Annotated in this window: 18 protein-coding genes and 1 pseudogene; 2 read left to right on the top strand and 17 right to left on the bottom strand. The window is 52.9% G+C overall.

Annotated elements, in window-relative coordinates:
- The 17 genes and pseudogenes from Pmgp_RS03350 to Pmgp_RS03270 all read right to left on the bottom strand — a co-directional run.
- Nucleotides 1–409, bottom strand: a pseudogene (locus Pmgp_RS03350) (sulfide/dihydroorotate dehydrogenase-like FAD/NAD-binding protein); the annotation flags it as partial.
- Nucleotides 410–423: 14 nt separating this feature from the next.
- Complete coding sequence (locus tag Pmgp_RS03345) at nt 424–1,059, bottom strand: cyclodeaminase/cyclohydrolase family protein (protein WP_134212552.1); 636 nt, start codon at nt 1,057–1,059, stop codon at nt 424–426.
- A gap of 21 nt (nt 1,060–1,080) precedes the next feature.
- Nucleotides 1,081–1,935, bottom strand: coding sequence for a bifunctional 5,10-methylenetetrahydrofolate dehydrogenase/5,10-methenyltetrahydrofolate cyclohydrolase (locus tag Pmgp_RS03340; protein ID WP_134212551.1), 855 nt, complete (start codon nt 1,933–1,935; stop codon nt 1,081–1,083).
- Nucleotides 1,936–1,994: 59 nt separating this feature from the next.
- Nucleotides 1,995–2,939, bottom strand: coding sequence for a methylenetetrahydrofolate reductase (locus Pmgp_RS03335; RefSeq protein WP_134212550.1), 945 nt, complete (start codon nt 2,937–2,939; stop codon nt 1,995–1,997).
- On the bottom strand, nt 2,923–3,606 hold the full coding sequence (locus tag Pmgp_RS03330; protein WP_134212549.1) for a methylenetetrahydrofolate reductase C-terminal domain-containing protein: 684 nt from the start codon (nt 3,604–3,606) through the stop codon (nt 2,923–2,925). Before Pmgp_RS03330 ends, Pmgp_RS03335 begins: the two co-directional genes overlap by 17 nt.
- 74 nt (nt 3,607–3,680) lie before the next feature.
- Nucleotides 3,681–5,642: an FAD-dependent oxidoreductase gene (locus tag Pmgp_RS03325; RefSeq protein ID WP_134212548.1), complete on the bottom strand. Its 1,962-nt coding sequence runs from the start codon at nt 5,640–5,642 to the stop codon at nt 3,681–3,683.
- Nucleotides 5,643–5,675: 33 nt separating this feature from the next.
- Nucleotides 5,676–7,436 carry a formate--tetrahydrofolate ligase gene (locus tag Pmgp_RS03320; RefSeq protein ID WP_134212547.1) on the bottom strand — a complete coding sequence of 587 codons (1,761 nt, stop codon included), beginning with the start codon at nt 7,434–7,436 and terminating at the stop codon, nt 5,676–5,678.
- Between the two features lie 117 nt (nt 7,437–7,553).
- Nucleotides 7,554–8,405 carry a dihydropteroate synthase gene (locus Pmgp_RS03315; protein WP_134212546.1) on the bottom strand — a complete coding sequence of 284 codons (852 nt, stop codon included), beginning with the start codon at nt 8,403–8,405 and terminating at the stop codon, nt 7,554–7,556.
- 80 nt (nt 8,406–8,485) lie between these two features.
- Complete coding sequence (locus Pmgp_RS03310) at nt 8,486–9,127, bottom strand: cobalamin B12-binding domain-containing protein (protein WP_243119712.1); 642 nt, start codon at nt 9,125–9,127, stop codon at nt 8,486–8,488.
- A 44-nt stretch (nt 9,128–9,171) separates the two neighbouring features.
- Nucleotides 9,172–10,545 carry a uroporphyrinogen decarboxylase family protein gene (locus Pmgp_RS03305; protein WP_134212545.1) on the bottom strand — a complete coding sequence of 458 codons (1,374 nt, stop codon included), beginning with the start codon at nt 10,543–10,545 and terminating at the stop codon, nt 9,172–9,174.
- A 263-nt stretch (nt 10,546–10,808) separates the two neighbouring features.
- The gene (locus tag Pmgp_RS03300; protein ID WP_134212544.1) at nt 10,809–11,441 is read right to left on the bottom strand and encodes a cobalamin B12-binding domain-containing protein; all 633 of its coding nucleotides are present in this window, start codon (nt 11,439–11,441) and stop codon (nt 10,809–10,811) included.
- A gap of 15 nt (nt 11,442–11,456) precedes the next feature.
- Nucleotides 11,457–12,227 carry a GntR family transcriptional regulator gene (locus Pmgp_RS03295; protein ID WP_134212543.1) on the bottom strand — a complete coding sequence of 257 codons (771 nt, stop codon included), beginning with the start codon at nt 12,225–12,227 and terminating at the stop codon, nt 11,457–11,459.
- Nucleotides 12,228–12,305: 78 nt separating this feature from the next.
- Entirely contained in the window at nt 12,306–13,232 is a 927-nt protein-coding gene (locus Pmgp_RS03290; protein WP_134212542.1) for a uroporphyrinogen decarboxylase family protein, read from the bottom strand.
- Nucleotides 13,232–15,073, bottom strand: coding sequence for an ASKHA domain-containing protein (locus Pmgp_RS03285; RefSeq protein ID WP_192902757.1), 1,842 nt, complete (start codon nt 15,071–15,073; stop codon nt 13,232–13,234). Before Pmgp_RS03285 ends, Pmgp_RS03290 begins: the two co-directional genes overlap by 1 nt.
- Before the next feature lie 79 nt (nt 15,074–15,152).
- Nucleotides 15,153–15,830 (bottom strand): tetratricopeptide repeat protein, encoded by a 678-nt coding sequence (locus Pmgp_RS03280; protein ID WP_134212540.1) that lies wholly within the window; start codon nt 15,828–15,830, stop codon nt 15,153–15,155.
- A 353-nt stretch (nt 15,831–16,183) separates the two neighbouring features.
- On the bottom strand, nt 16,184–16,507 hold the full coding sequence (locus Pmgp_RS03275) for an AzlD domain-containing protein (RefSeq protein ID WP_134212539.1): 324 nt from the start codon (nt 16,505–16,507) through the stop codon (nt 16,184–16,186).
- Nucleotides 16,497–17,228, bottom strand: coding sequence for an AzlC family ABC transporter permease (locus tag Pmgp_RS03270; protein WP_243119711.1), 732 nt, complete (start codon nt 17,226–17,228; stop codon nt 16,497–16,499). Before Pmgp_RS03270 ends, Pmgp_RS03275 begins: the two co-directional genes overlap by 11 nt.
- A gap of 114 nt (nt 17,229–17,342) precedes the next feature.
- Here Pmgp_RS03270 and Pmgp_RS03265 point away from each other — a divergent pair, with 114 nt between their 5' ends.
- Both Pmgp_RS03265 and Pmgp_RS03260 read left to right on the top strand, forming a co-directional pair.
- Nucleotides 17,343–18,866, top strand: coding sequence for an aminotransferase-like domain-containing protein (locus Pmgp_RS03265; protein WP_134212538.1), 1,524 nt, complete (start codon nt 17,343–17,345; stop codon nt 18,864–18,866).
- A 166-nt stretch (nt 18,867–19,032) separates the two neighbouring features.
- A complete protein-coding gene (locus tag Pmgp_RS03260) occupies nt 19,033–19,641 on the top strand; it encodes a SanA/YdcF family protein (RefSeq protein WP_134212560.1) in 609 nt (202 codons plus the stop codon).
- The last annotated feature ends 15 nt before the right edge of the window (nt 19,642–19,656 follow it).

Here is a 19,656-nt window from a genome sequence, read left to right as displayed (position 1 = left end):
TGGTGCGGGCGCCGATGATGCCTGTGACCCGGTTGCCGGCTTCTTTTAAGGCTCTGGCGATAGGATGCACGGGGGCGACTCCCACGCCGCCGCCGACGCAGGCGACGCGGCCGTAATTCTCGATGTGCGAGGGCAGGCCCAGGGGGCCTACAAAATCTTTAATGCAGTCGCCTTCGCCCAGTGTGCCCAGCTGTTTGGTGGTTTTGCCGACTTCCTGGAAGACGCAGGTGATGGTCCCTTTCTCGCTGTCGAAATCGGCGATGGTCAGGGGAATCCGCTCGCCTGACTCGTTCAGGCGCAGGATTACAAACTGCCCTGCCCTGGCTTTTTTGGCCACCAGCGGCGCCTCTATTTCAAACAGGTTCAGGGTGGGGGCCAGGACTTCTTTCCTAACAATAGTGTATTTCATGGTTATCACCCTTCTTACCCCAGCATTCTTTCCCTAACCGCGGCCACAGCCATTTCCTTAAGCCGTTCGGCCTTCTCAGCTATTTGTGTCCTTTCATCACGCATCTTGGCTGCGAATTCCAGGTCATTGATCAAAGGCAGGTTAATATCAACATTGAGCAAAACAGCCTGCAAAGCCGCCTCACAAATGTAAGCCGCCACCCCGGCGTCACTGACAGCCATCTTGTTGCCAATGCGTGAGATTTTTTCCGTTATCACCAGTGCCTCAAGCAGTGTTTTGGCAATATCCAGGGGCACGCCGGCAGCCGCTTTGACAGCCTTCTGCACAGCCTCCTCGCGCCTTGCCTTTTCCTCATCACTGCTTTTAGGCATTCTGTAGGCGTCCATGAACCTGCCGAAGGCGTCAATATCAGCGGCCGTCAATTTCTCCAGGCCGGCCATGAGCAAATAAGCCCTGCCGGTGATATCCCTTACCTCAGCCTCCACCCCGGCATACTTGGGCTTGCCCATGGTCAGGCTGCCCACCATGGCAGCCATGGCCACACCCAGCGCCCCTGCCAGGGCGGACACGCTGCCTCCCCCCGGCGTGGGGGCGTCGGAAGCTGAAACAGCCAGTATTTTTCTGAATGAGCAGTCAAATAAATCGCTCACGGGCTTCTCTCCTTTACTAATTTATAGTGACTTACCCTGCAGCTCTATTGCCTTTAATAAGTTTTTCTGAATCATCACCGTGGTAAGGCTGCCCACGCCGCCGGGCACGGGGGAGATCAACCCTGCCACTTCTTTGGCCCGCTCAAAGTCCACATCACCGCAGATGCCGCCTGCGGCTTCGTTGATGCCGGCGTCCACCACAACAGCCCCGGGCTTGATCATGTCAGCGGTTATCATATTGGGTCGGCCCACCGCCACCACCAGTATATCGGCCCGCCTGGTCTGCGCCGCCAGATCCACTGTCTTAGTGTGACAAACGGTTACAGTGGCGTTCTGATTAAGCATCATTAAGATCAGCGGCTTGCCTACCGTTTCGCCGCGCCCTACCAGCACCGCGTGTTTTCCCTTGATCTCCACGCCGCTGCGCAGCAGCAGCTCAATACAGCTCTGGGGCGTGGCGGGGGAAAGCCCGCCCGCGCCGCTGAACAGGCAGCCCCGGTTAAACGGGTGCGCTCCGTCCACATCTTTTACCGGCAGCACGGCCTCGAGCATTCTTTTCTTGTCCAGCTGCTTCGGCAGGGGCAGCTCGATCATAATGCCGTGGATACTTTCATCCCTGTTCAGCCTGCCGACCAGATCCAGCATCTCACTGTCGGTCACTGAGCCGGGCAGTACATAAAGGCTAAACTCTATACCAACTTTCTGGCATGACTTCTCTTTAGACCTGGCGTATACCACCGACGCGGGGTCGTCGCCGGCCAGGAGCACTGCCAGTTTGGGATTTACTCCTTTCTTTTTAAGCGCGGCTACTTCGGCCACAACCTCTTCTCTGATGGAGGCGGCCACTTTTTTTCCGTCAAGGATTTGTGCAGACATTAAAGTTGTCTCCTCTCTAACTATCTGGTCATATATCCAGTATCGAATCATAATTTGCTTTAGTCTATGCTTTCTGCCCGCCGCTGTAAACCGGGGCGGGGCAGCAGTCCCGCCCTTTCGGCGATCTCAGGCACGGCCTCTTCCCAGGCGATGGCCATGATGTGGACGCCGTGTACTCCCCTGACCTTTTCTTTGATGTGTCTGATCTGTTCAATGCAGACCTTGATTCCTTCTTTCGGGTCTGCCGCGTTTTTCAGCCTTTCCACCAGGGTGTCGGGCACGATCATCCCCGACACGCCGGTCTGCAGGTACCTGGCGGCGCGCCAGCTTTTCAGCGGGGTTACCCCGGCCAGGATATGCGCCCTCTGGTCCAGTCCTCTTGCCCGCACCATTTCCATAAAGCGCTCAAACCGCTCCATGTCAAATACGCACTGGGTCTGGATAAACTGGGCTCCGGCCTCGATTTTCTTCTCCAGGCGGTCCACCCTGTACTCGAAGGGGTCGGCGAAGGGGTTAGCCACCGCGCCGATAAAAAATCTCGGCTCGTGTTCTTTAATCTCTTCTCCGCAGAAGAACTTGCTCTCGTCGCGCATCCTGCGCATGAGGCTGATCAACTGGACTGAGTCAAGATCGTAAACGTTTTTGGCGCTGGGGTGGTTGCCGAATTTCTGGTGGTCGCCGGACAGGCAGAGCAGGTTGCGCATACCCAGGCTGTACGCGCCTAAAAGGTCGGCCTGGATGGCGATGCGGTTCCTGTCCCGGCAGGTCATCTGGACGATCGGCTCGACGCCGCAGCCGAGGATGTGCGCGCCGGCGGCGATGCTGGAAAGCCGCACGATGGCGGTCTGGCAGTCGGTTATGTTGGCGGCGTCGACACAGCTTTGCAGCATTTGGGCATGGCGAATAACGCCCTGAGCTGAGGCGTGCTTGGGCGGCCCTATCTCGGCGGTGACGGCGAAATGGCCTTCTGCGAGCGCCTGGTGAAGTTTACTCAGATATTTCATCGGCGATCAAATCCTCTCTTATCAGCCTGCGGGGGCCGCCGTCCCTGGCTTTGGACCAGTCTTTGGGGGGCTGGACGGCGGTTAGCTCGGACAGCCTGCCCAGGGCTTTCATGCGGTCATAGATCAGCTGCCAGGCGCAGTCTATGTCCTGGCCGAGCTCGCACTTGCCGTGCTGGGAGCCGCCGCAGGGGCCGTTTAGTATGCTTTTGGAGCAGCGCACCACGGGGCAGATGCCGCCTGTCTTATGGAGTATGCAGTCGCCGCAAAGGCCGCACCTCTCTTCCCACACGCCGGTCTCTTTGCTCCCGCCGGCGAATTTGGTATCGAGGGCGGGCACCACCCATTTATCCTGGTACCTTTCGGCCAGGCACTGCACTCCCACGCCGCAGGCCAGGGAAATTACGGCGTCAACGTCTTTAACCAGTTCGTCCAGGGGCGCTAGAAACTCCGGCTCGCACTGCCTGGTGGCCACATAGGTCACGGTCTCAAGTGGCTTGCCGGAGCGCTTCCTGATCAGCCGCAGGGCGCGGGCGGCTATTTCTGTTTCTTTTTCGCCGCCGGCCAGGCATACTGTGACGCAGCCGCCGCAGCCGGCCAGCAGCACTTTATGGCAGCCTTCGACCATACCGGCTATTTCTCTGATATCTTTTTGTTGTGCTTTGATCAAAGCGGTCGTCTCCTTCTAGGGGTTTTGTTATATGTTTCATCCGGCTAATCTATTTACTCCTGGCTTACTGTTAGTTAGCTGACCGGCCAGCCTTCATCCAACTTGCGCAGGGAAAGTCTATCCCCGGGTATGCCGGCGGCTTCGAGCAGGTTTTTGGCGCGGGCGATCACACCTTTGAGATACTTGCCGCTACCCGCGTGGTGGCGGCTGTCTTTTTGGCCCTGCGCCACCACCACCCGCGCGGCGCCGTTTTCAAACGCGCTCAGGATCCATTCCAGCCGCAGGGCGCCGGCCGCGGGCAGGGTTATGACGGCGGCGTCTTTAAGGGCTGGTATCATCTGGGGGCCTGCCGCGGCTAAAAGCTCCCGGCAGGCTGCCTGCTCGGTAAACAGGACCAGCCTGGTTTCTTCTGTAACGGCGCGAAGTGTGTCTTCTATGGCGCTCAGGTTCAGGTTTGCCACCGAGATGGCGCCCGCGGGGCAAAAGGCGGCGCAAACGCCGCAGGCCTGGCACCCCTCGGGCGGCATAGCAGCCGGGCCGCCGACAACGGGCGCCTGGTAGGGGCAGACTCTCAGGCAGGTCAGGCAGGCGGCGCACTTTTCACTTTCTACCCGCGCGCCCAGCCCGCAGCTGAGACAGCGTAATGCTTCACACAGGGCTGCTTTTTGGTCGAAGCCAAGCTCGAAGGGCTCAAAATTGTTTTTTCTGCTGCCGGGGGCGAGCACGGGCATGGCCTGGCGTTTTTGTTTGGGAATCAGCTCTCTCACTTTTCCGGGTAGGGGGCCGATTACTTCTGTTTCTTTGGGGCCGGCAGCAGGCGCGCCGTTTAAGAAGCTGTTTACCAGCTGTGCCGCCCGGTGGCCTGAGGCTACGGCGGCAATGGCGGGGCCTGGCCCGGTGACGACTTCGCCGCAGGTAAAGACGCCGGGCAGGCTTGTGGTAAGGGTGTTTTTATCTGTCTGGACAGAGCCCCTGGGGTCAACCGCCAGGCCGCTCTGGTTTAAAAAGCTGTTGTCTGGGACCTGGCCGACGGCCTGGATTACTGTGTCGCACGGTACTGATAAAAACTCGCCGGGCTCGAAGGTGGGATTAAACTTGCCGCCGGGGTCAAATACTGATTTTACTTTTTGTGCTTTAACGCCGACGATTTTGCCGTCTTTGGTCAGTATCTCAACCGGCCCGTAGCCGTTGATCAGGATTACGCCCTCGTCGAGGGCCTCTTCTATCTCCCACGCGTGGGCGGGCATCTGTTCGCGCAACTCGAGGCAGATGGTATTGACCTGGGCGGCCCCGAGGCGGACGGCTGTCCTGGCCACGTCCATGGCCACATCGCCGCCGCCGATTACCAGCACGCGCTCGCCGGTGGCCTGGCTCTCCCCTGTGTTGGCTCTATGCAAAAAGGGCAGGGCCATAAGCACGCCGGGGTGATCCGCGCCGGGCAGGGGCAGGCTTTTGCTCCTGGCCAGCCCGACGCTTATGATCAGGGCGTCGTACTCTTCTCTGAGCCGGGCGATGGTTATGTCTTTGCCGACTTCGACACCGGTGCGGGCTTCCACGCCGGCGGCGAGTATTCTATCTGTATCTCTTTTGAGCATCTCTCTGGGCAGGCGGTAGGTGGGCAGTGAGGTCAGAAAGTGCCCGCCCAGGCCGCTGTTTTTTTCGTAAACCACAACGCTGTGGCCCTGCCTGGCCAGGTCGTAGGCGGCGGTCAGCCCGCCGGGGCCTGCCCCGACCACGGCTACTTTTTTGCCTGTTTTTTTGGCTGGCGCGTCACACGGGCTGTCTATGACGCCGGCTGCTTCTATGGCAAACCTTTTGAGGCCGCGTATGGACAGGGCGCTGTCTACCTGACCTCTCCGGCAGTTATCTTCGCAGGGGTGGGGGCACACCCAGGCGCACACTGAGGGAAAGGGATTGCTGGCGCTGATCAGGCGGCTGGCCGCGGCATAGTCCTGTCTGGCGATGGCGGCCAGGTAGCCCCGCACGTCTGTGTTGACCGGGCAGGCGCCGGAGCATGGCGGCATATGTTCTGTCATCTGGTGATTACCTCCAATAACTGTCTTTAGCGCTTAGAAAAGGCCGAGTACTTTGCCGGTGTCTGTGTCTACGTCTATCCTCCGGTAAGCCGGGTCGGAGCCGGTGCCGGGCATCAGGCTGATGGAGCCGGTCACCGGGCACAGGAATTTGGCGCCGGCAAAGACGAGCACGTCGCGCACGGGCAGGGTCCAGCCCTTGGGCACTCCTTTTAGGGTGGGGTCGTGGGTTAGGCTCAGGTGAGTTTTGACCATCATGGTGGCAAAGCCGGCGTAGGCTGGGTCTGCCTCAAACTGTTTGGCTTTGGCCTCGGCCTCCGGTGTCCAGGATACTCCGGCGGCGCCGTAAACTTCCCTTGCGATGGTTTCGACTCTCTGCCGCAACGGCATTTCAAGTGGATACAGGTATTTGAAATCTACCTTCTCGTTGCAGGCGTCGATAACGGCGTCGGCCAGCTCAAGGGCGCCCTCTCCTCCTTTCAGCCAGTGCTCGGACAGGGCGCAGCGGGCTCCGGCCTGCTCGGCGCAGCGGCGCACCAGGGCGATTTCTTCTTTGGTGTCGGTGTGGAAGGCGTTGATGCACACTACCGGCTTGATCCCGGATTTCTTGACGGTGGCGATATGGTGCTGCAGGTTGGCGACGCCTTTTTCGAGCAGCCCTATGTTTTCTTTGGCGTACTCTGCAGGCAGGGGCCGGCCGGGCGCCACTTTAGGGCCGCCGCCGTGCATCTTAAGGGCTCTGATGGTGGCTGTTATGACAGAGACGTTGGGTACCAGGCCGCTGAAGCGGCACTTTACGTTCCAGAACTTTTCAAACCCGATATCGGCGGCAAAGCCGCTTTCGGTCACGTTGTAATCGAACATCTTGAGGGCGATGCGGTCAGCTATGATGGAGGACTGGCCGATAGCGATGTTGGCGAAGGGGCCGGCGTGCACTAACACGGGCTGGTATTCGACGGTGCTCATCAGGGTCGGGTTGATGGCGTTGCGCATAAAGGCGGTCATGGCGCCGGCGACTTCAAGGTCTGAGGTGGTTACCGGGTTTCCTTTCTTGTCGTAGGCGACGATGATCTTGCCTATTCTGTCTCTAAGGTCTTTTAAATCTGTGGCCACGGCGAGTATGGCCATTAGCTCCGAGCTGACGGCGATGCCGAATTTTGACTCCATCATGTAACCGTCCATTTTGCCGCCGATGCCCATGATGATCTTGCGCAGGCCCTGGGCGCAAAAGTCGATAATCCAGCCCATCTGCACGTTGGTGGGGTCGATGTCGAGACGTCTTAAGTTGCGCTTGGCGAGCTCGGCGTCGTCGTAGTTCCTCTCGTGCTGCATGCGGGCGTTTAAGGCGACCATGCCCAAGTTGTGGGCGTTCATGATGTCGTTGATGTCGCCGGTCAGCCCGAGTGAGAACTCAGTCATGGGAATGGCGAGGGCGTTGCCGCCGCCGGCGGCGGTGCCTTTGATATTCATGGTGGGGCCGCCCGAGGGCTGGCGGATGGCGGCGCCGGCGTTCAGGCCGCGCTTGCCCAGCCCCTCGACGAGGCCGATGGTGGTGGTGGTTTTGCCTTCTCCCAGCGGGGTGGGAGTGATGGCTGTCACGTTGATGTATTTGCCGTCGGGCTTGTTTTTCAGACGGTCAATGATTTTCATGAAATCCAGCTTGCTGATCCTGCCGTAGGGGATGACTTCGTCTTTTTCTAAGCCAAGCTTCTCCCGCCACTGCTCCGGCATAGGCATGTTCGCTTCCGCCGCCTCGGCTATTTGGTAGTCTTTTAGTTTGGTTGCGTCGTAGGCCATGATTTACACCCTTCCTTAACTGAAGTAATCCAAATTCCTTTGTGATCTGATGCTATGTTGAATATACGTCTAGTTGTCTATACTGCACAATTTAAAAAATTTTATTTGGCGCAAAGTTTAAAATTGTTCTTTATTTTGTCTGTAATACTTGATATAGCGCAAGGCATATTTATCCCGTCCCAGGATTAGATCGGTGGACAAGACGCATTTACGGGCCTTGGCGACATTTACCACAGGGCATGTCACACCCGCGGCCATGGCTATGCTTAAAAAAGCGTCATTGACCGCTTCACGGCCGGGCAGGCTAAAAGAAATATTGCTTGCTCCCAGGGTCATATTGACTCCGTAATTCTCTTTAACACGTTTGATGGTTTCCAGGGTTACCAGTCCGGCATGGTAGTCCACTCCCACGGACAGAGCCAGACAATCAATTACAATATCTTCTATTGGTATGCCCGTCTTAACACATCGCTCGACGATCCTGTCAACTAATTTGATCCGGTCGTCAGCGTTATTGGGAATGCCGTTTTGGTCCAACGGCAGGGCAATTACTGCCGCGCCGTATTCCTTTACCAGGGGCAGGACCGTCTGAAGCGACTGCTCTTCTCCTTTTACTGAGTTAATGAGGGGCTTGCCCTTGTAAACTTTAAGCGCCGCTTCAATGGCATGCGGGTTGCCGCTGTCGATACACAGTGGGACATCAACCTCATCCATTACAATTTTCACAACTTCCGGCAGCACAGCAATCTCATCAACACCGCCCGCGCCCACATTTACATCAAGCACGTCAGCGCCCGCGTCAACCTGCTCTCTTGCCTCCCGGCGCACAATTTCATCATATTCGCCTTTCTGAAGAGCTTCCGCCAACTTTTTTTTACCTGTGGGATTGATCCGCTCGCCGATAAGGGTAGTCTGCTTGTCAGAGCTGATCATCAACTCCCTGGCGGCGCTTGCAAGTCTGGTTTCCATTTATTTGTCCTCCGTTTTCAGACATTAACCGGAGACCAACCGGACGAAACCGCCGGTTGGTCTCCGTATTTATTTAAAAGTTAGTTCTGCCCGTATATTTGTTTGCAGAAACTGACGCCTGTAGCGGCGTCTTTCGCTAGAAAGTCAGCCCCGGCGAACTGGCGGACCTCTTCATTACAAGGCGCGCCCCCGATCATCACCTTAACCTTGTCGCGCAGCCCGGCGGCTGCAAGCTGGTCCACAACCTCCTTCATGGCGGGGAAGGTAAAATTGAGCAGCGCACTGAGCCCAAGGACTTTGGCCCCTGTTTCCCGCATTGTTTTGACGAAAGTTTCAGCGGGCACGTCCACTCCTAAATCTACAACTTCAAAGCCGGTCCCTTTCAGTAATGTTACCACTATGTTTTTCCCTATATCATGGATATCGTCTTTCACTGTCCCGATCACAACCACGCCGGCCGAGGACGAATCCTTTTCAACATTGGCCAGCAGCGGCTCAAGCTCGCTCATTACCCCTTTAAGAATCTCCCCTGACATGATCAGCTCGCTAAGATAGTATTCATTAGTTTCAAAAAGCTTGCCGATTTGGCCCATACCTTCATTGCATTCTTTAATAATATTTAAAGGAGGTTCCCCTGCTTCGATTTTTTGTTTAACTAAAGAACTGACCAGCTCTTCATCCAGATCTACCAGGGCTCGGGCCAATTGTGTCAGATTACTCATTATTATCATCCTTCCACTCTGTAAATTTTAATCCCTGACAGGTATTACCACATCCATGAAAACAGCCAGTTAAAAGCCATGTGCTCCAGCATCTCCCAGTTCTTCCTGATCAGCTCTTCGTCTCCTTTTACCCCGCCAAGCTCCTGCAGTTTAACCTCCCAGGGGGTGGCCACCCTGCGCTTGGGAGGCTGCCAGCCGGCCGGCGGGTTGGGGTTCATCTGAATTTCAAAATCAAATGTGTCGCTGTACCTGCCGTATTCAAGAACAGCGTCAATCATGGCCCTGAAATTTTCAGGCCTTGCATCGTAAGGAATGCCGCACCCACCGTTAATGATGAATCCTCCATCCTTACCCACTGTTTCACATAAAAGCTTTACTCTTTCTTTCACTTCCGCCGGAGTGCCCAGGATCAGCATTGAGTCCGGCATTCCTCCGGCTATACACTGGTAACCGCCAAGTTCTTCTTTGGCCATGAAGATATCTCCCTGAACGTCAATATCACACAATACCTTGCCCTTCGGCAGTTCACGGAAGTGGTGCCAGTTCGGGCCCCAATCACCCTCCAGGTAAGCCCTGATGGTGTACCCGGCTTCTATGAACATAAGCATGGTCTTCTTCAGTGACGGCCAGTATAATTCATCAAATTGTTTTGGCGAAAGGAATGGGAAAGCTCCCCTGTGCAGAGGCAGGAAAATCGGGCTGCGCCTGAGGGGGTCCGCGATGGCTAAACCGGCGTTGACGATATCGGGAATCAGCGCGTCGCAGGCTTCCAGAATCTTGTCAGGCTGCCGGCGCACATCCAGCATTACTCCCCTCAGGCCTCTCAGCCCGTCCGCCAGGTAATCAAACGGCGCTAAAAAAACGCCTCCCATGGAATTTGGCATGCCCAGCTCATTTTGCAGGTATATGGAACGGTTTCGCATGAAACCACCCATCATACCCGAAGCTATGCTCCCTTTAATCAGAGCCATATTGGCGCGGATAGAACCCGGCTCTTTAAAATCATTCAAAGTCCGCGGCAGAAACCTTTCAAAAAGAAATGTTACCGGGTCATTAATCAGCAGGTCATACTCGTCTGCCTTCATTCTTTCCCCTTCCACAAACTGAAACTGCGTACGGGGAGACAAATCCCGGCCGGGAAGTTTGTACATGTTAAAACCGACCGCGTCGTGGAGAGGGCCCCAGAACCTGCCTGACCTGAAAGCGTCAACCTCGGGAAAATCATTAACAAATTTCACGTCGGCCTCGGTCCACTTGTTAACGTCGTAAATAAATTCCTGGTTGGAATGGCCGGCATAAACCTCGGCAAAATAATTTGAGCCGGCAGAGATAGGTATCCTGTCTGGCATCTCCAGGGCTATGGCGGCTTGATAACGCCTGAGCCTTTCATTATAAAGCTGTTGCATCTTTTCGGACATACCTATACACCCCCGAATTTTTTTATACACACCAATCTACATCCGGTAAGGAATTGAAATAACAGTCTCTCAATACGGCCACACTAAACAACTGGCGCCACAAATAATAAAATAGTTTTTCCCCCTTTAATTTTGAATTTTCCTCAGTTGCACACAACAATAATGTTTTTAATCCCCCCTTGTTATATCTAAAATAAAAATCTTTCCCTGGCAGGATAGTGGTCTAGTTGTCTATACATCATATTTGAAAATTTTAATTTAATCTACTCTTTTTCCATAATAATCCTTTTAAATAACTCCACCGCCTTAACAGCATCCGTCTCGTAATAGTCGGCTCCCGTGTACTCCCTGATCCTCTCGTTGACCGGGTATCCACCTATAACAACAGTCATGTTGTCACGCAGGCCGGCTTCCTCTAAAAGTCTCATCACCTTTTTTACTGAATTTATGGAAAAGGTAAGCAGGACGGATATTCCTATAATTGAAGCGCCGGTTTCTTTAACACACTTGACAAAATCCTCGGGCTGAACGTCCACGCCAAGATCACGGACCTCAAAACCAACAGAGCGCAATAAATTTATTACTATGTTCTTTCCCAGGTCATGGATATCACCTTCAATGGTGCCCATTATTAATTTATACTTATTTTGATTGGTGTTCTTTGGGAAGTGGGGCTCCAGGATTTCCATTACCCTTCTGAAAATTTCTTCCGACATAATGAGGTCTGATAAATAGTAGATTTCTTCATTGTATCTTTTGCCAACAATTTCAACCCCTTTCCTGCATTGCTCCACAATCTCCAAAGGGGTCTCACCCGATGCTATCTTTTCTTTAACCAGCCTGAGGGTCGTTTCTTCTTCCAAATTAGCGATGGCTTTAATTAAACCATTAATCATTTCGAAACCACCTATCTAACTAATATCATCCACTGACCAGCCAATATAACTGGTAAGCTTGTACCTGTCACCCCTGTAGATTGATTTCCCCCAGCCAATCGGCTTTTTCTCAGTATCATAAACTGTTTGTTCAACTACAAAAACGGGCATGTTAAGGCCGGTTCCCAGTATTAAAGCTTCTTCTTCCGTGGCTATAGATGCTTGTAAAACCCTCTTGCTGATGATTGGAAAGTGATCACCGTGGATAGTGGCCAGATTTGATAATGAGGGGTCTTTTAACTCGTTTTCCAGAATTGGCTTTTGCTTAGTGTAGACGACGTACTTATTCTCATAAACTAAAGGTTCATCATCCGCTGATAAAACCATCCGGATATGAAGGCAGGTTGCGTTCAGGTCTATTTCCAATTTCCCGGCTAGTAATTCATCAGCCCTGACAATTTTAACGCCAAGCAGCTTTGAGCCGGGCTTCATTCCTCTTTTTTGTATTTCCTCGTAAAAGTTGACTAACTCAAATGCGAAATCATCCAACTTGGGTCTGGCGACAAAATTCCCTTTTCCTTTTTGGGAATAAACCATGCCGGCCGAAATAAGTTCTGAGATAGCCCTTCTTACCGTCATACGGCTAATGCCATACTTTTCAGCAATCTCGTGCTCGGGCGGCAACGCCTCACCCGGCTTAAGCTTCCCGTCCAGAATGTTTTTCTCGAGAATTTTGAACAGCTGATAATAAATTGGGATGATCGAATATTTATCTATTATTTCTTCATGGGGGGTTATACTTTTCATGTTACCTCAAATCCTGTTTAGACATCTATACAAATAAATCCTACTATATTGGTTGCCGGCAGTCAATTAATTTTTCATTTATTTTCCCAATTCTTTTATTTTTTCATAAACAAGCATCAATCCGTCCCAACTGATTCCATTAAACAGGCCGCAGTTTGTCCCCAGGATAAAACCTTTTTTTGAGGCTATAGTGAATATTGTATCAAGCAGGGTTTGTAAACAGTCCGGCTCACGCGCTTTAATCAAATCTTCCGCATGCAGGCTTCCCCAAAAACAAAGCTTTGAGCCGTATTTCTGCTGCAGGTCAAAAATGTCCATGGATGAGTTCCGGTCGATGCAGTGCAGCCCGTTGAAACCAATCTCGATAATATCGGGGATGATCTCGTTGATATTGCCGTCCGAGTGAATAAAAACCGGGACTCCACCGCGAGCCATCTCAGCCACTTGTGATTCTAAAGAAGGAAAGATGTACCTCCTCATAACCCGGGGGTTGATCAACAACCCTCTTTGGTAGGCCAGGTCATCCGCGATAATGAGGCCGTCCACGCCCGCGTCTATAAGCCTTCTGACCATTTCAACATTTAGACTCTCTACTTTTTCAATGAAACTATGAAAAGAAAGAGGAGATTTGTTGGAGAGAATTAAAAACTGGTTAAAACCAAAAACCTTAATACCCCAACCCAGGACGCCATCCAGCATGACAAACCTGAAAAGGTTGGTATCAGACCATTTGTTAAGGTCAGCCCAAAAGACCTCCCGGGAATCCGGCAAATCCCCGTTAAACTCAGGATACAAAGGATTCAGGCAGATAATATCCAGCCCCAGTTTGTTTGTGAACTCAAGATTCTCATCAAAGCCCACTTTATCACACGACAAACTGGCTTTTACCACCGCTTCGTCTATACAGATTTCGCCTTTGGGGATCCTGTCTGTTTCCTGGCGCTGGATAGCCAGTGCGACCCTGTCCCGGCTGCCAAGGGTGTTTTTCTGTTCATGGCTTAACACTATTTTTTCACCTCAAAGCTCAGCCCTCTGGCAAAAGCGCGCTGGAATCCATGATGCAGTGATAATTCAACATGTTCAATACGCCTGGGCAGTGACAAAGCGACCTCCATTTGCCTTTTAGATAATAGGGCCAGTATGGCTCCTGTCCCCGCCGCATTTCCAACAGGCTTAATACTGCTTAATGGAACGTCGGGAAGCATGCCGATTCCTTTCAGACTCGCGGGGCGCAGGTTGCTGCCAAAAGCGCCTGCGAGTAAAATCCCGTCCAGGTCAGAAGGCTTTAAATCAAGTTCAGTCAGTAAAATTTCTATGCCGGCCCTAACAGCGCCTTTGCCCAGTTGCAGTTCATTTATATCACTTTGGGTGATTGAAACCTCCCGCTCCCCTTCTGCCAGAATAAATTTATTGCCATTCCCGTTCTGTTTGATCCTTCTTATCAATGCCGCGGGAAAGCCGGGCGGCAGGTCCTCAGGGCTTTTTATGCGCCCGCTGCTCTTTACAATCCCCAATCTGATCATCTCTGAAACAGCGTCGATCAGCCCGGAACCGCAAATGCCCACAGGTTCTGCATCACCTATTACAGTTATCTCCACGTCATTTTCCATCCGGACCTGGCTGATGGCGCCTGGTTCAGCCCTCATGCCCTGGCTGATGCAGGCCCCCTCGAAGGCCGGCCCGGCGGCGGTCGAGCAGGTAAGCAGCCTGTTGCCTGAAGCAAGCACAACCTCACCATTGGTGCCGATGTCAATAGCCAGCCATGTGCCCGGCAAATTATATATTTTGGTGGCCAGGATCACGCCGATAGTATCTGAACCAACATAACCGGCCACGTTCGGCAGCAGCACAAAACGAGTGTATGCGGGTAAACTTTTTATTCCAAGGTCCGCCACCGCACCCCTGACGCTGCCGGAGAAAGCCGGCACAAAAGGAGCCGAGGCAACACCCACGGGAGTAACGCCGAGCAGCAGGTGGCTCATTACGGTATTTCCGATCAATGTTAAAACATATATATGCTCCGCCGGCACACCGGATTGCTGCAGTAATTTGCCAACGATTTCATCTATTGTTTGGGCTATAAGTTTTTGCAGTTCGGCAAGCCCTTTGTCGTCTTCCATGATATATGTGATGCGTGACACCACGTCGGCTCCGTGTGCTCTCTGGCGGTTGGCGGCCGAGACGGAAGCGGTTACCTTGCCCCGCGCCAGGTCAACCAGATAGCCGGCCACACTGGTTGTGCCCACATCAACGGCTATGCCATACATCTCTGAAACCGTATTGCCCTTCTCCAGGGCTATCAGTTCACCTTCCTGAACGACTGATGTCACACAATATCCGGCTTCCCTTAACACATCCGGAACTTGGCTGAGCAGTCTGACACCTGCCCTGGTCTCCCGTGGCAGCCTGTTCAGTATCCTTTCCAGGTCGGCCACCTGATCTTTAATGGTCGGCCTGCTAAGTTCGTGGTAAGTTTTTGATATTAAAGGCGCCACTTCTAAAGCCGCATCAATTATTTTTCCTTTGGTTGACCCATTACTTTCCTGCCGGGCAAGGGAAGGCAGCGTTTCTAGTACAACATCACCAAGTATCCTTCTCTGACAAAGTAAAACATAGCCGTTCTTCAACTCCTCTAAGGAAAGGCGATCCGCTTCGGATCTGGTTGCCTCGCTTATCGCGCCTTCAATTACTTTAGCCCGGCACTTGCCGCATGTACCTTTACCTCCGCACACGGCATCCACCTCAACGCCGGCTTCATTAGCCGCTTTGATGAGAGTGGTCCCCCAAGGAATGTTTATTTTTTTGCCCGCAGGCAAAAAAGCCACATTAACAGGGTTGTTTGACATTAGCATTACCTGCCTATCTGTTACCGGAATAACCCGGTTATTTATATACAAAACCTGTCCATTCAAAAGAAGAGCAGCATTATTTTATGGACAGAAGGCTGATTCTGGACAGAAAGGCCCATTTCCTGTAAACCCGCCGCAGCGCGCCCCGGCAGGCTTCATAGTTGTCTATGGTTTCCCTGAAAAGCTGCCTCGCCCTCTGCTGATCGCCAGCCTGTAAAAACACTTTTCCAGCCTGGTAAAACACCCTGGGCGAGCCGTACAACATCAGCTGCTGAAAAATGTACTCTACTGTTTCAGCCGGCTGCTTTTGGTCCAGGCTGATGGCTGCCAGGTACAGGTAGGGCTCTCCCTGGCTGACCTTAGGGTTGGCGGCTATCGCTTTTTCAATCTCGCTTTTTCCTTCTTCAACCCTGCCCAGGTAGTAGTATGAGGCGCCCAGGTAGAGGTGGAAAAGGGGGTGCCCGCCCATCTTGGCCGCCGCATTCTCCAGAAAAGACGCAGCCTGACTGTATTTTCCCTGGCGGAAATAAACCTCTCCCAATTCCAGGTAGGCCTCGGCGTTGGCCGGGTTTACAGAGATCTCCCTTTTCAGCTGCGCGACCCGGCCGGCCCGCCGCCAGGGCTGGAAAACATCCGGCAGGATGCCGATAAAGCGGTGCTCGGCAAACAAAAATACCAGCAAAAGTATGACCAGTGCCAGCAGCGGGTTCCGGGTCAATATGGATAATAAGACGTATAAACCGAAAAATTTCATGCGGAGCCCCCCTCATTATGCGGACAACTATTTCTAGTCTAACATAATACAAATAAATAAATGAGTCAACGTAATGTCCTTTTGCTTATAGAAAAAGGGGGTTCCAGTTCCGGGGTGAGAAGCTTGTCTGTGGGTTAGTTAATCTCTTAACCTTCATATTTTTAAAATATATCATGCAAGCTCTGTAAAATACAAAAGATTACCCTGCGGTAACCGGCAAAATTTCGCGCTGGGAGGACGGGAACCCCGTTAAACCGGCAGTAATAATGCAGATCAAAGGTGGGAAACAAGTGTTTATTACATCCATATACCCATAAAAATCAACTAAGTCAGAGACATGTCTCTGACTCAGTCTAGCGGCTTATCCAGCAGAGTGCCAGCATCACGATTAAACCCAGGACCATGGTGGCTATGACATTGCGGGTTTTATAAGCAGTTACGGCGGCGACACAGCCTGCCAGTAAATAGTTGTTGCTCAAAGACAAATCCAGGGTGCCCCTGGGCAGCAGCAGGGCCGGAACGATCAGGGAGGTCAAAATGGCGGTCGGCACATGCTTCAGCCACCTTTCCAGCCAGCCGGGCACACCGCCCGCGCGGAACAGCACCAGGCAGGCAAACCGGGTAAAATAAGTGGCTATGGCCATACCGGCAATGATTAAGAATATCTCACCGCGCACTGCTGCTCTCTCCTTCCATGAACCCGCCTACCGCGCTGGCAGCCAGGCAGGCGATGATAATATACCACTTGCCCGGCAGGTACAGCGCGCCCAACACGGCAACCAGCGCCGACACGATACAGGCAAAATAGCTGGGCCGGTCCGCCAGCCGTGGTATCAACAAAGCCATAAGCAAAGCCGGCAGGGCAAAATCCAGTCCCCAGGCCAGCGGGTCAGGTATATAACCTCCCAAAAACACGCCCGCCGCGGTGGAAGCTACCCAGACCAAATAAAAGTTCACATTGCATCCCATCTGGTAACCGGGGCTGTACTCCTTGACCAGGATCCGGTTCATGATCAGCGCATATGTTTCGTCAACCAGCCCGAAGGCTAAAACAGCCTGCAGGGGCATGGGCAGCCTGGCCATATAAGGCGCCAGGGATGCTCCCATCAATAGATGCCGCAAATTTATAAGCAAAGTGGTCAGGACGATCAAGCTGAATGCTGTTATTCCGGCGCCCAGCATGGTCATGCTGATAAACTGCGCGGCTCCGGCAAACACGAGCACTGACATGCTCACAGTTTCAAGAAAGGTCAGCCCCACTGTCAGGCCCATGACCCCACAGGTCAGTCCAAATGGTACTACACTAAGGGCCACCGGCAGGCTGTCACGGACACCGTGCCAGAATTCACCCGCCAGCAGATAAGGTTCAGGTTTAGCATGGGTTTTAGCTATTGACACGCCTGCACCCCACATTCATTTTTTTATATATTAACCGGCAGGAAAAACACCGTAAATATCCAATTAACCATATATCAGATTAAATTGGATACAAAAAAGGAGTTTCCCCTGGCTATGAACATATCCAAATTACAGCCCGATTTCAAATTGGACCCACATTCAGCGCAGCCTCTTTATTTGCAAATAGCTGACCTGCTCAGCAGTAAAATAACCAGTCACACTCTGCCCGCCGGCGCCAAACTGCCTCCCGAACGGAAACTGGCAGCACTCTTTGGAGTAAGCCGTACAACGTCCATTAACGCCTACCGGTGCCTGGAGCAGCAGGGCCTGGTTGAAACAAAAGTGGGCAGCGGCACTTATGTGGCAGAGTTGTCTATAACCAGGGAGAACGCTCTGTCCGGGGTTCCCTGGCACCAGCTTTTTACCCCGTCTCCCCAATCTCCCCTATCCTCGATATTGAGAGAACTGGTAGACACCAATCTTGACTCAGGTAATATCTCCCTGGCGGCAGGCATGCCGGACCCGGCGTTTTATCCTGTCAAACTCTTTCAGAAACTGTTTAATCAAGACAAGGGCGGTACAAACAAGGCTGATTTAGGGCATATTCCTACTGAGGGCTACGGCCCGCTCCGCCTGTCAGTAGCCGGACTGCTGGACGCCAAAGGAATACACCTTTCAATGGAAAATATCATGATCACTGCCGGGTCCCAACAGGGGTTATACCTGATCAGCAAAGTTTTACTGGAACCGGGTGACTATGTTGTGGTGGAGTCTCCCACATTTATCGGCGCCCACCAGGTTTTCCAGGCCTCAGGCGCCCGGGTCCTGACCCTGCCTGTTGCCGGAGCTTTTCCCTTTGCTTTGCTGGAGGATTACCTGATCCGTTACCGCCCCAAACTTTTATATATGATTCCCACCTACCATAACCCCACCGGCAGGGTATTGCCCGAAAACCAGCGCCGGGAACTGCTGCAGTTAGCCGCCCGGCACAGGCTGGCGATACTGGAGGACGACCCGTACAGTGACTTGTACTACGGGGAAGAGCCGCCCCCCTCTCTTAAGGCACTTGACACTTATGGCGGTGTTGTGTATTTAAGCACCTTCTCCAAAATTCTTTGTCCCGGCCTGAGGATCGGCTATGCGGCTGCCCACCCGGCCTTGATCAACAGGCTGGCCCTGGAAAAGCAGTACATTGATTTACACAGCAACAACCTCGCCCAGATCCTGATTTGCCGCCTGCTTGACCAGGGGAGCCTGCCCGCACACCTGGCTTTTGTGCGCGCTGAATATAAAAAGCGCCGTGATGCCCTGGTGGAAGCACTGCGGCACTTTTGCCACCAGGATCTTACTTTCAGCCTGCCTGAGGGTGGTTTTTATCTATGGTGCAAAATCCAGGTTCCGGTTTTATCCGGCAGGCTGCTGCATGAGGCTGCCAAAACCGGCCTTTCTTTTGTTCCCGGCGAGGCTTTTTACAGCACACCGGACGGTGAAAGGGAAATACGACTATGTTTCACAACCCACCCTGAACATCTTTTGTCTGAAGCGGCCAAGCGTCTGTCCGAGGTGCTGGCGAGGTTAGCCAGGGCGGATAAACGCAAAGAAACCCCGGTTAGTATTCCGTTTAGGCCTATCGTGTAACTACTCTCTTTGACAAAACTTTCGCCCTTGAAAAAAGTGTCACAAAATTAAATTCAGCTGCGTTTAGATTAGAGACTACTTTTCTTTTATATAACTATAAAGGCGGTTGCGACCTGTGTTTACTAATAAAAAAACTATTTTTTTGCTGCTTTTGCTGGCCTTGATCATGGGGGCACTGGCGGCGGAAAGATTCGTAAAAATTAAAGGCGGCAAATATATTGCCGGACCGCGGGAAGTCCCCGCTGCGCAGGCTGCCATAGTCCCGGGCGCCTTTGTTTTCTCCAACGGCCAGTTGTGCGAGATGCTGGCTGACCGGGTTGAAACAGCTGTAGATCTCTACAAAAACAACAAAGTAAAAAAGATTATTATGAGCGGAGATCACGGTCAAAAGGATTATGACGAGGTAAATAATATGCGTAAATATGCTGAAGAGCTGGGAGTACCCTCTGCTGACATATTTATGGACCACGCCGGCTTTTCCACTTACGACAGCATGTACAGGGCTAAAGAGATCTTCCAGGTGGAAAATGCGGTGATCGTAACCCAGGCCTATCACCTGCCGCGGGCGGTTTACACCGCGCGCTCCCTTGGGCTTGCGGCTGTAGGAGTGGCAGCGGACAGGCATACCTATTACGGGGCGGAGTATTATTCACTGCGGGAAATCCCTGCCCGGCTAAAGGCTTTTTGGCAGGTGAACACACACGCGAAGCCTGTCTTCCTGGGTGATGCAATACCGGTCAGCGGAGATGGAAGGGCTACCCACGACGGAAACTGACAAGCCGTGAGACAA

Origin of the sequence: Pelotomaculum propionicicum (assembly GCF_004369225.1) — a bacterium.
GTDB lineage: Bacteria > Bacillota > Desulfotomaculia > Desulfotomaculales > Pelotomaculaceae > Pelotomaculum_B > Pelotomaculum_B propionicicum.
This window is presented reverse-complemented; position numbering and strand designations above follow the sequence as displayed.